The organism is Streptomyces sp. BYX5S (assembly GCF_054724165.1).
Map to the genome: position 1 here is coordinate 5,004,705 of NZ_CM138829.1, position 19,355 is coordinate 5,024,059.

Genomic DNA, 19,355 nt, shown 5'->3' on the forward strand with positions numbered 1-19,355 from the left:
CGCGAGAACCAACGTCAAGGAGTGACATGCCAGAGCCGACAACGCCTTCCTCTCCGGGAGGAATCGTCGACGACGTCACGGAGTGGTGGCACGAGGTCCGGCAGGACAGCGGTGTCGGTGTCGCCCATGTCGTCTCCGCTCCCGGGGCCGACGCCGCCTCGGCCGTACGTCAGGTGCACGACCGCATCCCGGGCAGTGTGCTCGTCGACGCCACGGGTCTCACCGCGGAACAGGTCCTGCACCAGGCCGTCACCGCGTTCGGAGTCGAGCTGTCCGCGGACAAGCGGCGCGGTTGGTGGCAGGCGCGAGGCGCCTGGACCGAGCAGCGCCTGCTGCTCGTCACCAACGCCCATCGAGCCGGGCCCACCAGGCGTTCGCACGAGCCCGAGCTACTGATCACCTACGCTCTCCGCTCCCTGGCGTTCCCCAAGTTGGCGGTGCTGACCGACGCACTGCCCGAACTGATCCTGCGCGGTACGAACCCCAAGGCCGTCTTCCACCTGCCCGCGTCGGGCCCCGCCGCTCCGGCGCCGGACTCGTCGACTCTGCGCGCCCTGGCCCTCGCCGAGCCACGCGTGGTCCCCCTGGAGGTGTGGGCCGAACTCGTCGCCGCCTCGACCGGCACGACGGTCACCCACGACGAACTGACCGCGTTCGTACGGGAGCACAGTGAGGTCGTCCGGCCGGGCCCCCTGGGTGTCTCGTTCATCGACGAGGGCGTGGCCGAGGCCCTCCGCGCGGAGGTCGCGTCCGACGAACTCCAGCGCGTCAACCGGCACTTGGTGGACTGGCTGCTCCGCTCGGTGCCCGCCTTGCGCCACCCCGAGGGGTGGGCGAGACGCGGCGCTCTGGGCCTGTACGCCGCGACCGGCCTCGCCATGCACGCCGTACAGGCGGGCACGTACAAGGCGTTGCTGCGGGACGGCAAGACGATCGCGAACATCCCGCAGAGCGTGCTGATGGACTCCGGTGCCACCGCACTGCGCTCTTTCGCTCCGGGAGACAGCCCGGCCGCCGACGCGATGCATCTGTGGACGTGGGGCATCACCCCGGACAGCCAGGGGGCATGGGCCTCCTGGCTGCATCTGATGGCCCGCGCGCGCGGCGATCACGAGGCAGCGGAGGCGATCGCCGCCTCGGGTGTGTCCTTGCCGTGGCGGGCGAAGTGGACGAACTGGCGCCCGCCGGGCGGCTTTCACCCCGCCTACCTGCGCTCCGGGAAGATCGACGCGTTGACGGAGGTGCGCTGGCAGGGACGCCTGGCCGTCGCGGGCAGACACCGCTCGTTCGTGGTCGACTCGCACGACACGTACACCTCCGTCTGGGACGCGGAGACCGGCGATCGCCTCGCCGGCCCCTGGGAGGGTGACGAGATCCCCGCGGAGCACCGCGAGAGCCTCACGCTGCCGGCCGAGGGGACCTCTGCGAACCCCGCCACCTCCCGGGAGCTGTTCTCTACGGCTCCCGCTCGCCGCAGCGCCCACTCCTACCTCCTGCCCTGTGGCCCGCTGACCGTCGGCGACGTCACCGTCCTCGGCAGCGACGCGGGGCTGATCGCCCTGGAGTCCACCGGTTCCACGGACGTGACCACCATCGGCTCCCGCGGCCGGTCCCTGCTCGACACCTACTCGGACGCCGGCGCGAGCATGCCGGTCGACGCCTCACCCCCTGGCCGAACCGACCACACCGTGCTGTCCTTCTTGTTCGACGACATCTTCCCGGTCGAACCCGACGAACTCCCTGACGAGCTCGCCCACGAACCGACCCGCGAACTCCTCCTCGACTTCGGCCTCCCCGACGTGGACGAGGGTGGGATGCGGGTCCTTCCCTACTGCGACTGGGACGTCGAACTCCTCGAAATGATGCCGTCCTGGCCGGACGACATCGACCCCGTCGACGAGACAGGGCCGTTCTTCCAGATCGGCAAGTGGATGGGGGCCGAGATCGTCATCGACGGTCCCACGGGACATGTGCTGCGTGTCCCCACGGAACCCGACGAGGAAGAACTCGCGGCCCTCCCGGCGGCACACAGCCTGGAAGCGTTCCTGACGATGGTGGGCTGGTGGGTCACGGGCCTGCGCACCCGCGACACCCTCCCCCTCCCCCACCCCGAGAAGCCCACGATCCTCGGCAAGGTCGCCGCCGCACTGACGGAGATCGAACCGGCGGGCGGCGAGGCGCTCGCCTGGGAGTACGTCTTCGTCAACGAATGAGCGGCCGGCACCAGGGGCGACCGCGGCGGCTCAGGGGCGAGCGGCAGAGGCCCCGTTGGCGGGTCCGCCAACGGAAGGCGTCACCCGCACCTCGTCCTCGCTCGGCTCGACAGCGGGCGGTCAGAACAACCCGTGCCACATCTGCTCGATGATGACCGACCACCAGTTCCTGGGGTCGTCGAGGGACGACGGGTCGATGGCGACGAGGTGTTCCTGGAGGGCGGCGACGGCGTCGCCCGCGAGGGCCGGGTCGAGGGCGATCATCTCCGCGCGCGTGGTGTTCAGGAGCGCGAGGGAGCGGGCGAAGGCGGAGACGGAGGTGTTGACGCGGCGGCCCGCGCCGGTCTCCGGGGTGACGGCCCAGACCTGGCCGACCGGCTCGCCCTCCAGCTCGGATCCGGTGCACTGCACGGTGATCAGCGCGACGCCGTCGGTGCCGATCCGGACGTGACCTTCGAGGAACGCGAGGGCCGCGTCGCCCGCCCCGGAGCCGACCTCGCGCAGGTGGGCGGCGGCGTTGCCGAACAGCCCGCCGGGGAGCCCCGCCTCCGCGTTGTCGGCCGTGAAGAAGAACGGGACGTCGGACGGCAGCCCGGCCCACGTCAGCGTGGCCTTGGCCGCCTCCGGGAGCGGGGTGCCCGCCACGTCGTCGGCGTCGTAGCGACGTACTCCGTCGGCGCCGAACGCCTCCGTCAGCTCCCGGCCCAGAGCCACGTCGCGGAGCGGCTCGGCCGGTTCCACGTCGGTCGGCACCGGCGTCCGGTGGGGCCGGGGCGGCGGCTGCTGGCCCGCGACACGGTGCATCTGCTCGACGTGCTCGACGAGTCCGGCGACCGCCTCGGCGCGCTCCTCGCCCCGCAGGCCGTACTGCTGCACGCACGTGAACGTGGCGTGGGGGAAGCGACGGCCGAGCAGCAGGCCCGGGTAGCCGCCGGGGAGCGGGCTGGAGCTGAGGTCGGTGTGGATCGCGACCACGTTCTGCGCGGGGACGCCGAGGTCCTCCAGCTCGATCAGGGCCTGGTACTCGGAGTGCGGTTCACCGGGCGCCGAGTTCTTGACGAGGCTCGTCTCCTCGCCGGTGCCCGGGTCGACGTACGTGAAGACGGTGGTGTTGCCGGGGCCGGTGACCGGCTGTGGCGCGGGCGGCGCGGCCTCCTCACCGCCGCCGTGCTTCTGCTGGTACATCCGCACGACCTCCTCGACCGGCACGGACGGCCAGGTGCTCAGCTCGCCGGTGCGTCGGTCGACGACACCGCAGGAGTGGCCGATCGTGGCGGGCGGGCGGCGCTTGCCGGTGACCGGGTCGCGTTCCAGCGGCGGGGGTGCGGCCCACACCACCCAGCCCAGGTCGAACTCGTGGACACGCACCTCACGGCGCGGCTGTCCCTCGGGGTTGAGCCACCCCTCGGCGGTCGTGAGCGCCTGCTCCTGGCTGATCACGGGAACTCCCATCAAGTCTTCGGGCCTGGGTGCAGGCGGTCTGGTACGGGCGCCTTCTTCCGGAGGCATTCCGGCCGCGCGGCCACTCGGCCACGCGGATGTGCGGCCTTACAGCCGTGCGGTCCGGTCGTCGGCGCCTTCCGGCGCGAGGCTATCGGTCCGCTCCGGGCGGATCCGCAGCGCCTTCACGCCGCTCTCCGTGGCGACAAGAAGGATGCCCTCGGGCGTGATGTCGGTTCCCGTGAAGGGCGCGGCGGAGATCAGCGCCGCGACGATCCTCTCGTCTCCCTTCCGCTCGCCGCGCCGCCAGACACGTACGTAGTCGGCGCCGCGGCTGAATCCGAGCGGCAGCGCGGCGCGCTCGTCGTCCGAGGGGCGCCGGACGCGGGCCGGGCCGGCGTCGAGGGCGGAGCCGGTGGCGAGATCCAGCACCAGGACGGCCGGGGCCGCGGGGTCGCCGTCCCCCAACGGCCGTGCGCCGGGGGTGCCTTGCGGCACGACGCACACGGCGACCGGCCGCGGAGCCTCCTCAGCGCCTTCGCCCGCGCCCGCGCCCGGCAGCAGGCTGCCCGCGGTCACCGCGTCCACCCCGCCCACCGGCACGCTCCACACGGTGTGCCAGGGCAGTTCGGGCAGCGCCCGCCGCAACACCGCCGCGTACTCCGGCAGCCCGTCCTCCACGAACGCCGTCTCCAGCAGCGCCGCCCGCAGCACGGCGGGCGCCTGGGTGCGCGTCAGCAGCGGGGCCGTCCGCAGATACGTACGCGCGGCCGCGTCCAGTCGCTCCAGCGGGACGGCCTCCACCGCGGCCCGCAACAGCACGGGGTCGGCGTGGGCGAACAGGTTGGGGTCGGTGAGGAGCCGCGGGAGCAGCCCGGCCTCCAGGGTGTGGCCCGCGATGTGGTCGCGCACGTACGCGTCGGCCTTCGACCAGTCCTGGTCGGGAACGGCCTCCAGCAGTTCCATGGCGATACGTGCCTGTGCGCCGGGGACGTCCGCGATGCCCGCGCGAACGGCCTCGCCGATGCCGGGGTGTCGCAGCGCCACGAGGGTCCGCTCGTCCTCGGGTATGTCGTCGCCCGCCCGCTCGACGGGGCGGATGAAGGGCGCGGCGAGCAGCATGCCGCGCGTCATGTCGTCGCTCATGTCCCGTTCGGCGACGGCCGAGGCGAGCGGGACCAGCAGCCGCACGGGCAGGCCGTCACCCTCGGCGAGGGCGAGGGGCGCGAGGATCCGCCGCAGGGTGCGGGGGTGGGCGCCGAGTCGCTGGGCGTGCAGATCGAGTGCTTCGCCGACGCTGCCCGGCAGTTGGTTCTCGTCGTGCGGATCGAATCCGTCCGGGTGCGTGAGGATCGACTGCACGGCGAGGTGGACGGTCAGGCGGCTGCCGGCGCCGTCCCCGGCGCGCCGGGCGATCGTTTCGGCAAGTGCCCGGCGGGCGCCGGGCTCGACCGTGAACGGCAGCTCCGGGGCGCCGAACCGGGGATCGAGGACGGCTTCGGCCTGCCGCGCGAGCCCCTCGGCGTCGGCCCACTCGGGGGCGTCGAGGTCGACGATCTGGGCCACGCCGGGCGGCAGTCCCTCGGTGAGTTCGGCGGCGTGCTCCTTCGGCACGTCGGCCAGCAGGCGTACGGACTCGACGGCGGCGAGGGGCTTCAGCACCTCCCGCACCAGGCGCGCGGGCTCCCCCGCCGCCCGTACGGGCCCCGCCCGGTCCACGTCCGGCACCACGATGGTCACCGGGCGTCCGGCGGCGGGGAGTCGGCCGAGTTCGGGGAAGATGTCGGCGGTGCGGGTCGCGGACAGTTGGTAGTGGTCGGCGAGCAGCCACAGGGTCTGCGCCGCCGTGAGCCCGACCGTGCTCGGCACCGCGGGCGCGGGCAGGTCCGGGGGCACGGTCGCGGGGTCGAACGCGTCCAGGTCGAGTTCCTTGCGGTACTCCGGGTCGCACAGCATCAGGAATCCCGTGAGCAGCCGCGAACAGCCGGTGCCCGGACTGCCGGTCAGGACGACGACGCGGGGCGCGCCGGGCCATTCCATCCGCCACGCGGCGAGGGCGCGCAGCACGGCGTTGCGTCCCCCGATGTACGGGTGGGGCTCGTAGGCGTCCTCGGCCCGCGGCGAGGCCTGGGTGGTCGGGCTGGTCATCGTTCCCCCGTTGTCCTGTCCGTCCGGCACCGTCAAGTCGCGTTGACCGTGCGGGGTTCATCCTATGGGCGTCGGACGGTGCGCATCGATCCCCTGCCACCGCTTGTTACCCAGGCGTCGCACGCAGCGGGGGCGATCGCCGCCCGCAACGCGAAACGTGCCGCCTTTCTTGTCTGTACGCAGACAAGACGCAACGCCGTGCCCTAGCCTCAGGAGCCCCGCCGTGGCCCGCGGGCCATCGCGCGTGTTCGACCTCCCCCCACACGCTCCACCGCCGTGCCGCGCCGCGTCGCACACGGCGGAACCAGCCGAAAAGCCGGAAAAAACCGGAACGACCCAAGGGGAGGGGCTATGCGCAAGGCACGGAAGACACGCAAGAGACGGGACCGATCCCGCTTAAGAATCAAGGCGCTGCTGCTGTCGCTCGCGATACCCGTGGCGCTGGTGAACCTGCCGGCCATCGAGGCGCAGGCCGCCGAGAAGGCACAGCTGCCACCGTCCGCGTGCGCCGGAATGACCGCGCCCGGGGACGACGGGAACTCGGTCGACGACGAGAACCACGCCGCCGTCCGGCTCGACCTTCCGGCCCCCACGGAGGACGTGGCGGTCGACGAACAGGGCAAGATCGACCTCTCCGGCGTCCTGCACAAGCAGGCGAAGATGGTCGACGTCTCGATGGGCCGCACGGTCACCACCGACTTCGCCATCGGTGACGCGCCGGACGGCGTGGCCGGGTGGGCCTCGTCGTGGAAGACGCGCCTGCGTCCGCCGCAGCTCGGCGAGAACCTGGTGTGCGCCCGCGCCGAGCGCGAGCCGAAGCGGTACGCGCGCGTGCTGCGCTCCTTCAACATCGTCGACAAGATCGCGCCGAGCAACGTCACCGGCCTCTCCGTCGGCGACATCACGCACAACTCGGCGACGGCCAGCTGGTCCGCGGCCACCGACAACTACGGCCTGGCCGGCTACGACATCAGCGTCGACGGCGGCCCCGCGGTCCGCACCAACAGCGCGACCCGCTCGTACACGATGACCGGTCTGCCCCCGGAGACCGAGCACACCGTGTCCGTCGTCGCCGTCGACCTCGCCGGCAACAAGTCGGCCACCCCGGCGACGAAGACGTTCCGGACCGCCGCGACGCCGCCCGATCCCGATCCCGAGCTGAAGCTCGACATCGAGGACGGCGGCGCCACGGCCACGTGGCAGCCCGACCCCAACGGGGACGCCAAATACCGCACGTACCTGGACGGCGAGCTGCTGGGCGAGTTCCCGATGAAGCAGTACTGCCTGGACGACGCGGGCGAACCGGCGGATCCGTGCACGGCGGACAGCACCGTCACCTATCCCATCGAGTCGCTGGAGTCGGCCACCTCGTACTCGTTCCGCGTCGAAGCGGTGCAGGAGGACGGCACGAAGTGGCGGGACTTCTCGGGCGACTTCACCACCAAGACGGTCGCGCCCGCGGTTCCGGACTCGGTGACGCAGCAGGTCACCAGCGAGAGTTCGCAATGTGTGGCTCAGGGCGGTGACTTCTACGCCGCGCAGAGCGTACGCGCCGACGTCACGGCGCCCGAGGGCAGCACCGAGGTGTTCCCCGGCTGCTACAAGGTCGCCGACGCCAGCTGCGTCGACGAGCACATGCCGCCGGACGAGGACGAGAAGTTCGACTGCTCGGACGACGTCACCAAGGTTTTGCGCGACGTCACGTCACCCGGTGGCGGCCCGGCCCTCTCCTCGCTCCCGTCGTCGAGCGGTTCCTCCGGCGACGTGAAACCGCTGTTCAATCCCGGCAATCCGATCCAGCCGGTCGTCTGGTGCCTGGAGACGCGCGCCTGCACGATCCTGCTCGCTCCCCCGGTGGAGGCGGCGGCCGGCGCCGCCGTGTCGTCCGTGCTCGCCGCGGTCATCTACTGGGTCGTCGTGATCGCCGGCGCGATCATCGTCGGGGTGCTGCTCGGAACGCTCTGGTCGATCATCGACGCGTCCCCGATCGCCATCGGCGGGCTCCTCGAGTACCCGATCGACCACACCACCGACTTCGACACCTACGAGGACTGGGGGCTCGAAGAAGGGCAGTGGTACCAGAGCCTGGCGGCGTACGCTCAATTGATCAGAACGACGAAGGACCTGACCAAGGAGTTCAACCTGCCGTTCGCCTGGACCAGCGCCGAGGACTCCCGCATCCGGCGCACCATCGACGAGGCGTGCGCCAAGCAGAAGGGCGCGTCGAGCAGCATCGCCGCGTGCGACGACGACGTGGCCTTCTACGTCCCGGGCGGGAAGAACTACCGGTTCAGGGACATGCAGCAGACCGGTGAGCACATCGTGGACGCCATGGACTACCAGCAGCCGCAGGCCCCGCAGCGCATCCAGTGGCTCGCGCCGGGACGCAGCCAGGGCGGCCAGGCGGCGCGGACCGCGGGCTTCTCGCGCGGCTGGTTCGACACGGCGCAGTTCCAGCCGAACAACTGCACGGGCCGGGTGGCGAAGGTCTGCGACGAGTTCCCGTTCTGGACGACGACCCAGGCGGTCAACCTGTCGGGCCCGACGGCGTCGATGAAGCCGGTGCCGCTGGCGGAGGCGGGGCCGCAGGGCTCCGACATCTCCGGGTTCTACCGCAAGTGCAAGGTGAAGGACGCGGAGAAGTTCATCGTGCTGCCCGTCAAGTCGTGGGTGCAGGCGGGCGCGCCGAGCTTCGGCTTCCGGGTCAACGGAAGCGGCGCCAACCTGTGCATGGCGCCCGCGAAACCGTAGTGAGCGGGTACGCCGGTACGTAGGCGGTCCGCCCGCCGAGCCGCACGTCGGCCCGGCGGGCGGACCGCTGTCCAAGAACAGTGCGAAACAAGGAGGTTGACCGTGCTGGACGACATGTCCGTGCTGCGTGAAGCGGTGGCGGGTTACCGGGCGGCGGCCACGGCCGCGGGCCTCGCCTGGCCGGAGGCCGCGGCCGTCGCCGAGGACCGGCCGCCCGAGCTGGTCCACCGGCTCTTCGACGTGGAACACGTCCCGGAGCAGGTGACATGGCTCATGAACCAGGGCTGGGAGGGGCGCAGGCTGCTGCCGGGCGGCGGGCTCGCCCTGCCGTGGCCGAAGGACGGCACGGCGCTCGACGACTTGGCGCTGTCGGTCGGCGTCCCGTTCCCCTGGCGGCACCAACTGCCCTTGTTCCACTTCGAATCGCTCTTCTTCACGATCGTGCTCGACGGAGACCACGCGGGCGAGATCTGGCGCTACACGCTCCCGCCCGACAGCTGGGACGCGTCCCGCGCGGCCACGAGCCCGGCCGCGCTCTTCACGACGTGGACGCAGGCCATCGAGGCCGGTTTCGTACGGTACGACGCCGAGCACCATCACTGGCTCACGATCGGCGACGGCACCGGAAACGACGACGACACCGTCCGCCAACTCCAGCGCGAGGCCCCCGGCCTGGACCCCCTGGCCTTCCCCCTCCACCTGCCGGACCACCCACTGACCCGGGCCCGCCAGATCGAGTGCGGCGTCGACATGGACGACGTCGACGAGGACCGGGCCCCCGAGATCATGGAAGAACTGCTGGACGAGATCGACGCCGTACGCGCTTCCCTCGGCCTCTGACCGGCGGGGCCGCCCCACCGGCACCCGCGCACCGCCCACGCCCGCCGCGCCATCGCTCGGTATCCTGCTGATCATGTCCACACCTTCCGGTCAGAGCGGCCTTCTCACCGAGCGCATCGCGCGCCGGCTGGAGCACGACATCCGCTCCGGGGCCCTCGAAGTCGGCGTGAAGCTCCCGTCGGAACGGGAGCTGGCCGCGCAGTTCGGGTCGAGCCGGAACGTCGTACGGGAGGCGCTGCGGCAGCTGGAGGCCAAGCGCCTCATCGAAGTGGCGCCGGGGCGCGGCTCGTTCGTGCGGGAGCAGGGTTCGGAGCAGGCGCGCGGGTACGACGCCCTGTACCGGGCCGAGCGGCCCACCGTGCGGCAGCTCATCGAGGCCAGGCTGCCGGTGGAGGTGGAGATCATCCGGCTCGCCGCGGAACGCGCCACGGACGAGGACCTCGCCACGGTGCGGGCCGCCATGGAGACGACGGAGAGCGCCACGGACGTCGTGACGAAGGCACGGGCGGACCTGGAGTTCCACGACGCCATCGCGATGGCGAGCGGCAATCCGGTACTGCGGATCATGCTGTCGTCGATCAGCGGCATGATGTTCGAGATGATGCTGCGGTCGAACTCCGACCCGTCGATCGGCGAGCCCGGCGTGCCGCACCACCCGGAGATCTACGCCGCCCTGGAGGCCCGGGACGCCGACCTGGCGTGCTCCCGGATGCGCGAGCACCTGAGCCTGGGGCTGCGTACCTACGGCGCCGACCTGGACGTCCAGCTCGACACCATGGCGAGGCGGCACATCGAGACCCTGCTCGGCGAGGGCCGGACCGGCTGACCCGTCGGCGCCGAGCCGTCCGTATTCCAAAACAAGGGGTTCCCACCCGCCCCGGGGGCTGTTAGCGTCCACTCGCATCCCAACTGGTCCTACCAGTTGGACCGGACTTCAGAGGAAGAGACGACGATGTCCCCCCTGGACACGATGGGCCGACGCAGGACGGGCCGCCGCGGCTTCGTCCGGCTCGCGGCCGGAGTCGGTGCCGCCGGGGCGCTCAGCGCCTGCGGACGCTCCGGCGGGCCGCCCTCGGCGAACACCCCCTTGCGGATCATGGCGATCAACCACGTCTGGTCGCAGGCCGTCCGCCGCCGCGCAGCGGAGTTCGAGGAGCGGATCGGCCGCCGGGTCAGCATCACCCTGCTCACCGCCGACCAGCTCACCAGCAGCTACAACGTGAAGCTCAACGCGTCCGGCACCGACGTGGACGTGATGATGGTCCGCGCCCTCCAGGACCAGCTGGTCTTCGCGCACAACGGCTGGCTCACCGATCTCGGTGACCGGATCCGCGGCGACCGCGCCTTCGACTGGCAGGACTTCCAGCCGGCGCCCCGCCGGGCCTCGGTGACCGGCGGCCGCATCCTGAGCGTGCCGGTCGTGACCGAACGGCCGGTGCTCTACTACCGCAAGGACCTGGCCGACCCGCCGCGCACCCTCGACGCCCTGATGCGGCAGGCACTCGAACTCACCGACCGGGACCGGCAGTTCTACGGTTACACCGGCCGCGGCCAGCGCAACGGCGCGGTCTCCCAGTGGTCGAGCTTCCTGTACTCGCACGGCGGGGACTTCACCGTCGACGGCCGCTCCGGCATCGGCACGCCGCAGGCGCTCGCCGCCTACCGTTACTACGGCCGGCTGCTGCACCGCGCGGGTCCGCCCGGCGCCACCAACATGAGCCTGGAGCAGGTCACCCCGATCTTCGCGCAGGGCAAGGCGGCGTTCTGCGTGGACGCGGACGCCGTGTACAGCAGCTTCCTGGACCCCAAGGTGTCGACCGTGCGCAAGCATGTGGGCTTCGCGCCGTTCCCGGCGGGCCCGGCCGGGGCGAGGCCGCACAACATCCCGTCGTGGAGCCTGGGCATCAACCGCTTCTCCCGGCTCCAGGACGACGCCTGGGAGTTCATCCGCTGGGCGGCGGGGCCACAGATGTCGCGCACCCTCCAGGCGGCCGGGATACCCGGCGCCCGCGGCTCGGTGTGGGAGGACGCCCGTACGCTCGGGGCCTTCCCCGACGATCTGGCCGCCGCGATGCGCGTCAACGCCGCGCACGGCCTGGGCCACGACCGGCCCCAGGTGCTCCAGGTGGGGCGGGCCCGGGACATCGTCGGCCGCCCGCTGGTGGCCGGGATCCTGGGCCAGGACGTGGCCTCGGTGGCCCGCGACGCCGACGCCGAGTTCGGCGAGTTCCTCGTCCGCGACAACCGGCACAAGGAGTCGTGATGGCGACCCTCCAGATCCCCGGCCGCACCCGGAAGCAGCCGTCCGGACCGGGCCGTGCGCACAGACCCCCGCGCTCCTTCGAGTCGGCCAACCGGCGGCTGAAGTGGACGATGCTGACCCCGGCGCTGCTCTTCGTCGGCCTCATGATCGTGTTTCCGCTCGCGTACACGGTCGGCCTGTCCCTCACCGACGCGTTCGGCGCGGTGAACGCCGGGTCGAGCCACGTCGGGCTGCGCAACTTCGGCGACCTGCTCACCGACACCCGGCGCTTCTGGCCCGCCGCCTGGCGCACCCTCCAGTTCACCGTCGTGGCCGTGCTGCTGGAGACCGTGCTCGGTCTGGCCGTCGCGATGCTGCTGCGCAAGCCGTTCCGCGGCATCCGCTGGGTCCGCACCGTGCTGATCATCCCGCTGCTGACGACGCCGGTCGCCATCGGCATCCTGTGGCTGCTGATCCTGGACCCGACCAACGGCATCGCCAACCACCTGCTGTCCGGACTCGGCCTGCCCCGACTGGAGTTCCTCGGCTCGGTCGGCCAGTCGCTGCCGACGCTCATGCTGATCGACGTGTGGCAGTGGACGCCGATGATGGCACTGCTGCTGCTCGCCGGCCTCACCACGCTCCCCGAGGAGCCGGAGGAGGCGGCGCTCGTGGACGGCGCCGGGCCCTGGCAGCGGTTCCGCCACGTGATCCTTCCCATGCTGGCCCCCGCGCTCGGCACCGCGCTCGTACTGCGGGCCGTGGACGCGCTGAAGACCTTCGACCTGCTGTACGCCACCAAGGGGCCGGGCGGCGGCGCCGACTTCGAGGTCGAGACCCTCAACGTGTACGCGTACGGCCTCACCTTCGACTACCAGGAGTACGGCCTCGCCGCCGCGCTGCTGGTGCTGTTCACCCTCGTGATCGTCGGCGTCGTGGTGGCCCTGCGGCGCCGTAGCGGAAGGAACGACGTATGAGCACCGCGCACGGCAGGGCCTGGCTGGGACGGCTCCGGGCCGCCGCGATCGTGGGCGTGATGCTGGTCTTCGCACTGCCGATGGTGTGGATGTTCGCCGCCGCGTTCAAGACGAACGTGCAGGTGACCGACCCGTCCGTCGGGCTGTGGTTCACCCCGACGCTGGAGAACCTGCGCACGGTGCTCACCGACAGCCCGATCCTGCGCTCCATGGGCAACTCGCTGCTCGTCGGCGTGGTGTCGACGGTGCTGTCCGCCGTGATCGCGGTACCGGCCGCGTGGGCGGTGGGGCGGTTCGGGATGCACCGCACGGGCTCGCTGATCCTGGTGGCCCGCATCGTCCCGGCCATCTCACTGCTGGTTCCCTGGTACTACCTCTTCGCACAGCTCGGCCTGGTCGGTTCCTACACGGTCCTGGTGCTGAGCCACATGTTCGTCTCGGTGCCGCTGATCCTCTGGATCATGATCAGCTTCTTCGCGGGACTGCCGGTCGAGCTCGAAGAGGCCGCCCGCACCGACGGGTTGAGCGCGTTCGGCGCGTTCCGGCGCATCACGCTGCCGCTGGCGGCGCCCGGCACGGCCACGGCCTGCCTGCTCGCGTTCGTCTTCAGCTGGAACAACTTCATGTTCGCCCTGGTCTTCGCCGACGACACCACGCAGACGGTGCCGGTGACGCTGTTCCAGTTCATGTCCTACGCCTCGACCGACTGGGGCGGCCTGATGGCGGCCGCCACCCTCATCACCGTGCCCGTGCTGATCGCGGCGCTGCTCGGCCAGAAGTACCTGGTGGCCGGGCTCACTTCGGGCGCCGCCAAGGGCTGAGCCACTCCTTTCCCGCCCTCGGCACGTCCCCGTTCCACAGAAAGTGACCCATGAAGATCGTTGACGCGAAGGTCGTCGTCACCTCCCCCGGCCGCAACTTCGTCACGCTCAAGCTGACCACCGACGAAGGCCTCACCGGCCTGGGCGACGCCACCCTCAACGGCCGCGAACTCGCCGTCGTGAGCTACCTCCAGGACCACGTGGCCCCCCTGCTCACCGGCCTCGACCCGCACCGCATCGAGGACACCTGGCAGTACCTCTACCGCGGCGCGTACTGGCGGCGCGGCCCGGTCACCATGGCCGCCGTGGCCGCCGTGGACACCGCCCTGTGGGACATCAAGGCCAAGGCGGCGGGCATGCCGCTGTATCAGCTTCTCGGCGGGGCGAGCCGCGACCGCATCCGCGCCTACGGGCACGCGAACGGCGCCACCCTCCCCGAGCTGCTCGACTCGGTGCGCGCCCGCCTCGACGAGGGCTACCGGGCCGTCCGCATCCAGACCGGCATCCCCGGCCTCAAGGCGGTCTACGGAGTGCATGCCGGCGTCGCCCACCAGCAGCGCCGCCCGCTGGTGGAGGACTGGGACACCGAGGCCTACCTGCGCCACCTGCCGAGCGTCTTCGAGGCCGTCCGCGCCGAGTTCGGCACCGAACTGCCGCTGCTGCACGACGCGCACCACCGTCTCAGCCCCACCCAGGCGGCGCGGCTCGGGCGCGATCTGGAGCCGTACCGTCCGTTCTGGCTGGAGGACTGCACGCCCGCGGAGAACCAGGAGGCGTTCCGTCAGGTCCGCGCCGCGACCACCACTCCGCTGGCGGTCGGCGAGGTCTTCAACACGGTCCACGACTACCAGACGCTCATCACGGAGCGCCTCATCGACTACGTCCGCTCCGCCGTCACCCACTTCGGCGGCATCACCCCGCTGAAGAAGCTCTTCGACTTCGCCGCGCTCTACCAGATCCGCACCGCCACCCATGGCCCCGAGGACATCTCCCCCGTCGGCCTGGCCGCCGCACTCCACCTCGACCTCGCCGTCCACAACTTCGGCATCCAGGAGTACTCGGGCCACACCGCCCGCACCGACGAGGTCTTCCAGCACGCCTACACCTTCACCGACGGCTATCTCCACCCCGGCGAACAGCCCGGTCTCGGCGTCGAGTTGGACGAGTCCCTGGCCGCCCACCACCCCTACGACCAGGCCTACCTGCCGGTCAACCGGCTCCAGGACGGTTCGCTGCACGACTGGTGAGCCGTCAACTCCGCGATTCCGCACAGAAGTTGGCCGCACAAGGCTGGCACCTTCACGCCGCGCCTGTTAGCTTCCCCCTCCATCGATCATACATTCAGTCATGATGTGTATGAATGGAGCAGGCATGCAGGGACAGACGGCCGTGGTGCTCGGCGGCAGCGTGGCGGGGCTGTGCGCGGCGGGGGTGCTCGCGCGCCACTTCGAGCAGGTGATCGTCCTGGAGCGGGACCGGCTGCCGCCGGACGCGCGGCACCGGCGGGGCGTGCCGCAGAGCAAGCACCCGCACTTCCTTCTCAACTCCGGGCGTCGCGCGATCGGCGAGATCTTCCCCGGTTTCGAGGAGGCGCTGATCGACGCGGGCGGGATGCTCCTGATGCCGTCGCTGGACGCGGCGTACTGCGAGAACGACGGTTACGCCCCGCGCAAGGCCGGCTCGATGACGATGGTCTACAGCTCCCGCGTGCTCATCGAGCGGGTCCTGCGCGACAAGGTCCGTGAGCTGACGAACATCGAGGTCCGCGAGGGGGTGACCGTCACCGGGCTGCGCTCCACCGGCGGCGGCACCACGGCCGGACGCGTCGACGGGGTCGACTTCCGTACGGACGACGAGGACGCGGGCCATCTCGCCGCGGGCCTGGTCGTCGACGCGCTGGGGCGCGGCTCGTCGGTGGCGGAGTGGCTGTCGGCGGCGGGGTGGCCCGCGACGCGGGAGAAGACGCTCGACGCCAAGGTCACCTACACCTCGCGGTGGTACGACCTGCCGCCCGCCGACCGGCGCCCCGCATCGTGGTGGTGGAAGCACCTGGTCGTCACGCCGACACAGGACACGGGCGACCACCCCGAGGAGCACGAGTTCCTCAGCAACTTCTTCCCCATCGAAGGCGACCGGGCGATCGTGTGCATGGGCGCGTGGGGCCTGCGGATGCCCCGCGAGGTGGAGACGTTCGAGGCCGCGGCGGACCGCGTACGGGCGACGGCCTTCGGGCAGGCGATGCACACCTGCACGCCGACCTCCGAGGTGCACCTCACCCGCTCGACCGGCAACAAGTGGCGCCGCTTCGACCTGCTCGACCGGCCGCCCCTCGGCCTGGTGAGCATCGGCGACTCGATCTGCGCGTTCAACCCGTTCTACGCCCAGGGCATGAGCTCGGCGGCCCGCTCCGCACTCATCCTCGACGAGGCGCTCACCGGCCGGAACACCCTCGACGCGGCCTTCTTCCGCGACTTCCTCGACCGGCAGAAGACCTCCCTCGACGTCCCGTGGATGCTCGCCATGGCCCGCGACCAGGCGTACGACTTCGCGACCGGGAGCGAGGTCGTGGCCGCCTGGCGTCGCAAGCTGGCCGCGCGCATGAGCTGGCCGGTCTTCAACGCCATCACCGCCACGAGCCGTGAGGACGCCTACGTGGAGCGGACGTTCGCCGAGGTCTTCAACCTCGACAAGTCGCTGCGCGAGATGGCCACCGATCCCCGGTTCTGGCTGCGCATCGCCCGCTACAAGGTGCGACAACTCCTCGGCCGCACCGTCGTTCCAGGCGGTTTCGACGACCAGCAGGACCCGCCCGCGACCGACTTCACGGATCTCACCGACGGCACCGTCCGCGCCCGCGCCGGCCGGACGCCCGCCACCGACTCCGGCCTCGTCAACGACTGAGCCGTCCGGCCCCACCGAACCGAGGAGCGACGAATGGGCTACTCCTGCGACGCCGCGGCCGAGCGCCTCGCGCAAGGGCTCGGCTTCTCCTGCCACGACGCGGCTCCCGTCGTGGACGTCCGCGACCCGTTCGGACTCGAGCACGGCACGATGCCGTTCCTCGAACTCCTCGTCATCGGCAGCGCGTTGTTCGCCCTCGTCCACGCGTGGCGGCGCTGGCGACGCGACGGCGACCCGGTCAACATCTCCCTGTGGTGCGCCTCGGTGGTCTACCTGGCGGTGATCGAGCCGCCGCTCTACTTCCCGAGCTGGTTCGGCCTTCAGGAACACGTCGGGTTCATCTTCTCCCACAACGTGTTCACCGTGCAGTTCATGTACGACCGGCTGCCGCTGTACATCGTGGCCTTCTACCCGGCCCTGTCGCAGCTCGCCTACGAACTGGTGCGCGTCCTCGGCGTGTTCACGCGGCGCGGCCCGCTGGCCGGTTCACTGGCCGTCGCGTTCGTCTGCCAGGTGTTCTACGAGATCTTCGATCAGCTCGGCCCCCAGCTGAAGTGGTGGGCCTGGAACCCGGGCAACCGGACGATCAACGAGCCGGCGCTCGCCTCGGTGCCGATGAACAGCATGTTCCTCTTCGCCTCGGTGTCCTTCGGCGCGCTGGCCTACCTCGTCGTACGGCTGGTCGGCGCGCGGGGCGGCCGGGGCCCGCTCACCGGGCGCCGGATCGCGCTGCGCACGCTCGCCGCCGGTGCCCTGACGCCTCTCGCCATGGGGATCGCCGGGATACCCAGCAACCTCTTCCGGGGCGGGGACCACCTGGGGATCCAGCGGGCGATCCTGGGCGTGGAGATCGGCCTGGTCTGGGCCGTGGGCCTGTGGCTGCTCGCGGACGCGTGGCGCGCGCGGCGCACGGCCGCGGGCCCGGTGGCGTCGCCGTGGTTCGCCCGGATCTGTCCGGCGCTGTACCTCGGCGTTCATGTCGTGTTCTGGCTGGTCGCGTTGCCCGCCCTCCTCGACGCCTCCGACGGTGTCACCGCGCAGAGCACCCCGGTCGGCAGCCTCTGGTACACCGCGCTGTGCGTCGTCGCCGCGACCGTTCTCGTCGTGGCGGCGGTCCGCGCGACCGTGCCCCGGCGGGCCGAGGAGCCTGTGCGATCCTGAGGACATGGGTCACCACGGCTGGGGAGGCCGCCCTCCCGCATCGGATGCGGAGGCACGGCAGCGGATCATCGACGCGACCGCCCGCTGCATCGACCGGCACGGTGTCACGAAGACGACGCTGTCCGACGTCGCCGGCGAACTCGGCGTCACCCGCCAGACGGTGTACCGACACTTCAGCGGCGTCGGCGACATCATCGCCGAGGTGGCGGCCCAGGGCGCCGAATCCTTCGTCGACCTGATGATCGCTCACCTTCAGGGGATCACCGATCCGGCCGAGGCCGTGGTCGAGGGCATGGTCTTCTGCGTACGGACCATCCCCACCGAACCGCGCCTGAGCCTGCTGCTGCAACGCGGGGACACCACCGCGTTCGGCCGCGGCGCCACCACCAGTGACACCCTCACGTACGGCGCCAAGATGCTCCAGCGGTTCCCCGTCGACTGGGCGGCCGCGGGCATCGGCGAGGACGATCTCGACGGACTCGCCGAGATCATCATGCGCCTGCTGACCTCGCTCCTTGAGCACCCCGGCGAGACCCCGCGGGACGAGGACCGGCTCCGCGCCTTCCTCGACCGCTGGCTCGCTCCGGCCCTCTCCCCGCGGACCGCGGCCGCCGCACGCCCCCGCCCTTAGGTCACTTGTTCTGGAGGATCCGCGCGACGCGCGGGCCGAGCCAGCGCTTCAGCGAGCGCAGCGCCTGCGTGTGTTCGACCGCGCGGTCGACCCGGTAGTAGAGCTGGGGCGGGACGTACGGGAGCAGCGGGGAGTGGCGCTGGCCGAGCAGGGCGAACATCTGGTGCGGTTCCAGGTGGATGTAGCGCGTCAGGTTCTCGTACCAGTTCGCACTGTGCCGGGCCGCGCTCTGCATCGGCAGCAACTCGCGTCGGCGCGCCCGCTCGTAGCGGTCGAGCCCGGCGGGCAGCGGGTCCGGCTGTCGCAGGGCGCGGGCGAGCGCCATCGCGTCCTGCATCGCCAGCGTGGTGCCGGCGCCGATGGAGTAGTGCGTGGTGTGGGCGGCGTCGCCGAGCAGGACCAGGTTGCCTCGGGACCAGACGCGGTTGGTGACGGTGGGGAACCGCTGCCACTGCGACGGGCCGTCGGTGTCGGTGCGCCCGATGAGCGGGTGGCCCTCCAGCACCTCCGCGAAGAGGCCCTCCAGGAGCTTCAGGGCGACGCCCCGCTCCAGGGAGTCGAGCCCGAGCCCCGTCCAGGTGTCCGGCGAGCACTCGACGATGCAGGTGCTGTGCTCGCCGTCGAACCCGTACGCGTAGCACCACAGCCAGCCGTGCTCGGTCTCCACGAAGGCGAAGGTGAAGGAGCGGAACACCCGTGTGGTGCCGAGCCAGATGAACCGGTTGGCACCCAAGGCGGTCCGCGTGCCGAAGTGTTCGGCGTGCTGCTCGCGCAGCGCGCTCCGCGAGCCGTCGCCCGCGACGATCACGTCGCCTTCGAGTTCGGGGCTCGACGGCGTGACCGGGCGGCCGAAGCGGACGTCGACGCCCAGGGAGTCCGCTCGTTCGGTGAGGATCTCCAGCAGGCGGTGGCGGCCGATCGCGAAGCCCTCGTCGCCGTGGTGGGTGGTGATCCGGTCGCCGACGTGCGCCACGCCGTCGTTCCAGCGGACCGAGTGCTCCTCGATGGCGCGGGCGGACACCGCGTCGTGCTCCGCGAGCAGGCCCAGCATGTCCGGCCAGTAGGTGACGCCCCAGCCGTAGGTCGACCCAGCAGGGTTCTTCTCGTGGACGGTGAGGTCCCAGCCGCGGTCGTGCAGCTTGAGGAGGATGGCCAGGTACAGGGACGCGGGTCCGCCGCCGGCGCAGACCACCTTCATGTGCGCTCTCTTCTGCCGCAGGACGCGGCGCT

At 71.4% G+C, this 19,355-nt stretch carries 14 protein-coding genes; 11 read left to right on the plus strand and 3 right to left on the minus strand.

Annotated elements, in window-relative coordinates; translation table 11 throughout:
- The first annotated feature begins 26 nt into the window (after window positions 1-26).
- The gene (locus tag ACYBSK_RS22820) at window positions 27-2,213 is read left to right on the plus strand and encodes an SUKH-4 family immunity protein (protein WP_460243116.1); all 2,187 of its coding nucleotides are present in this window, start codon (window positions 27-29) and stop codon (window positions 2,211-2,213) included.
- 120 nt (window positions 2,214-2,333) lie between these two features.
- On the opposite strand, the gene ACYBSK_RS22825 is transcribed toward ACYBSK_RS22820, so the two are convergent.
- A complete protein-coding gene (locus ACYBSK_RS22825) occupies window positions 2,334-3,653 on the minus strand; it encodes an SUKH-4 family immunity protein (protein WP_460243117.1) in 1,320 nt (439 codons plus the stop codon).
- A 108-nt stretch (window positions 3,654-3,761) separates the two neighbouring features.
- Complete coding sequence (locus ACYBSK_RS22830; protein ID WP_460243118.1) at window positions 3,762-5,801, minus strand: ATP-binding protein; 2,040 nt, start codon at window positions 5,799-5,801, stop codon at window positions 3,762-3,764.
- A 351-nt stretch (window positions 5,802-6,152) separates the two neighbouring features.
- Here ACYBSK_RS22830 and ACYBSK_RS22835 point away from each other — a divergent pair, with 351 nt between their 5' ends.
- From ACYBSK_RS22835 to ACYBSK_RS22880, 10 genes are all read left to right on the plus strand, one after another.
- Entirely contained in the window at window positions 6,153-8,552 is a 2,400-nt protein-coding gene (locus ACYBSK_RS22835) for a fibronectin type III domain-containing protein (RefSeq protein ID WP_460243119.1), read from the plus strand.
- A 102-nt stretch (window positions 8,553-8,654) separates the two neighbouring features.
- On the plus strand, window positions 8,655-9,392 hold the full coding sequence (locus ACYBSK_RS22840; RefSeq protein WP_460243120.1) for a hypothetical protein: 738 nt from the start codon (window positions 8,655-8,657) through the stop codon (window positions 9,390-9,392).
- 73 nt (window positions 9,393-9,465) lie between these two features.
- Window positions 9,466-10,218, plus strand: a complete 753-nt coding sequence (locus ACYBSK_RS22845; protein ID WP_460243121.1) for a FadR/GntR family transcriptional regulator — start codon at window positions 9,466-9,468, stop codon at window positions 10,216-10,218.
- A gap of 126 nt (window positions 10,219-10,344) precedes the next feature.
- Window positions 10,345-11,655, plus strand: a complete 1,311-nt coding sequence (locus ACYBSK_RS22850) for an ABC transporter substrate-binding protein (RefSeq protein ID WP_460243122.1) — start codon at window positions 10,345-10,347, stop codon at window positions 11,653-11,655.
- On the plus strand, window positions 11,655-12,611 hold the full coding sequence (locus ACYBSK_RS22855) for a carbohydrate ABC transporter permease (protein ID WP_460243123.1): 957 nt from the start codon (window positions 11,655-11,657) through the stop codon (window positions 12,609-12,611). The genes ACYBSK_RS22850 and ACYBSK_RS22855 overlap by 1 nt, the downstream gene beginning before the upstream one ends.
- Window positions 12,608-13,432, plus strand: coding sequence for a carbohydrate ABC transporter permease (locus ACYBSK_RS22860; RefSeq protein ID WP_457479082.1), 825 nt, complete (start codon window positions 12,608-12,610; stop codon window positions 13,430-13,432). Before ACYBSK_RS22855 ends, ACYBSK_RS22860 begins: the two co-directional genes overlap by 4 nt.
- 50 nt (window positions 13,433-13,482) lie before the next feature.
- The gene (gene manD, locus ACYBSK_RS22865; RefSeq protein ID WP_460243124.1) at window positions 13,483-14,679 is read left to right on the plus strand and encodes a D-mannonate dehydratase ManD; all 1,197 of its coding nucleotides are present in this window, start codon (window positions 13,483-13,485) and stop codon (window positions 14,677-14,679) included.
- Window positions 14,680-14,803: 124 nt separating this feature from the next.
- Window positions 14,804-16,333, plus strand: a complete 1,530-nt coding sequence (locus ACYBSK_RS22870) for an FAD-dependent oxidoreductase (protein ID WP_460243125.1) — start codon at window positions 14,804-14,806, stop codon at window positions 16,331-16,333.
- Between the two features lie 33 nt (window positions 16,334-16,366).
- The gene (locus ACYBSK_RS22875; RefSeq protein ID WP_460243126.1) at window positions 16,367-17,494 is read left to right on the plus strand and encodes a hypothetical protein; all 1,128 of its coding nucleotides are present in this window, start codon (window positions 16,367-16,369) and stop codon (window positions 17,492-17,494) included.
- Between the two features lie 4 nt (window positions 17,495-17,498).
- A complete protein-coding gene (locus ACYBSK_RS22880; RefSeq protein ID WP_460243127.1) occupies window positions 17,499-18,125 on the plus strand; it encodes a TetR/AcrR family transcriptional regulator in 627 nt (208 codons plus the stop codon).
- Between the two features lies 1 nt (window position 18,126).
- Here ACYBSK_RS22880 and ACYBSK_RS22885 read toward each other — a convergent pair whose 3' ends face one another.
- Window positions 18,127-19,323: an FAD-dependent monooxygenase gene (locus ACYBSK_RS22885; RefSeq protein ID WP_460243128.1), complete on the minus strand. Its 1,197-nt coding sequence runs from the start codon at window positions 19,321-19,323 to the stop codon at window positions 18,127-18,129.
- Window positions 19,324-19,355: the final 32 nt, after the last annotated feature.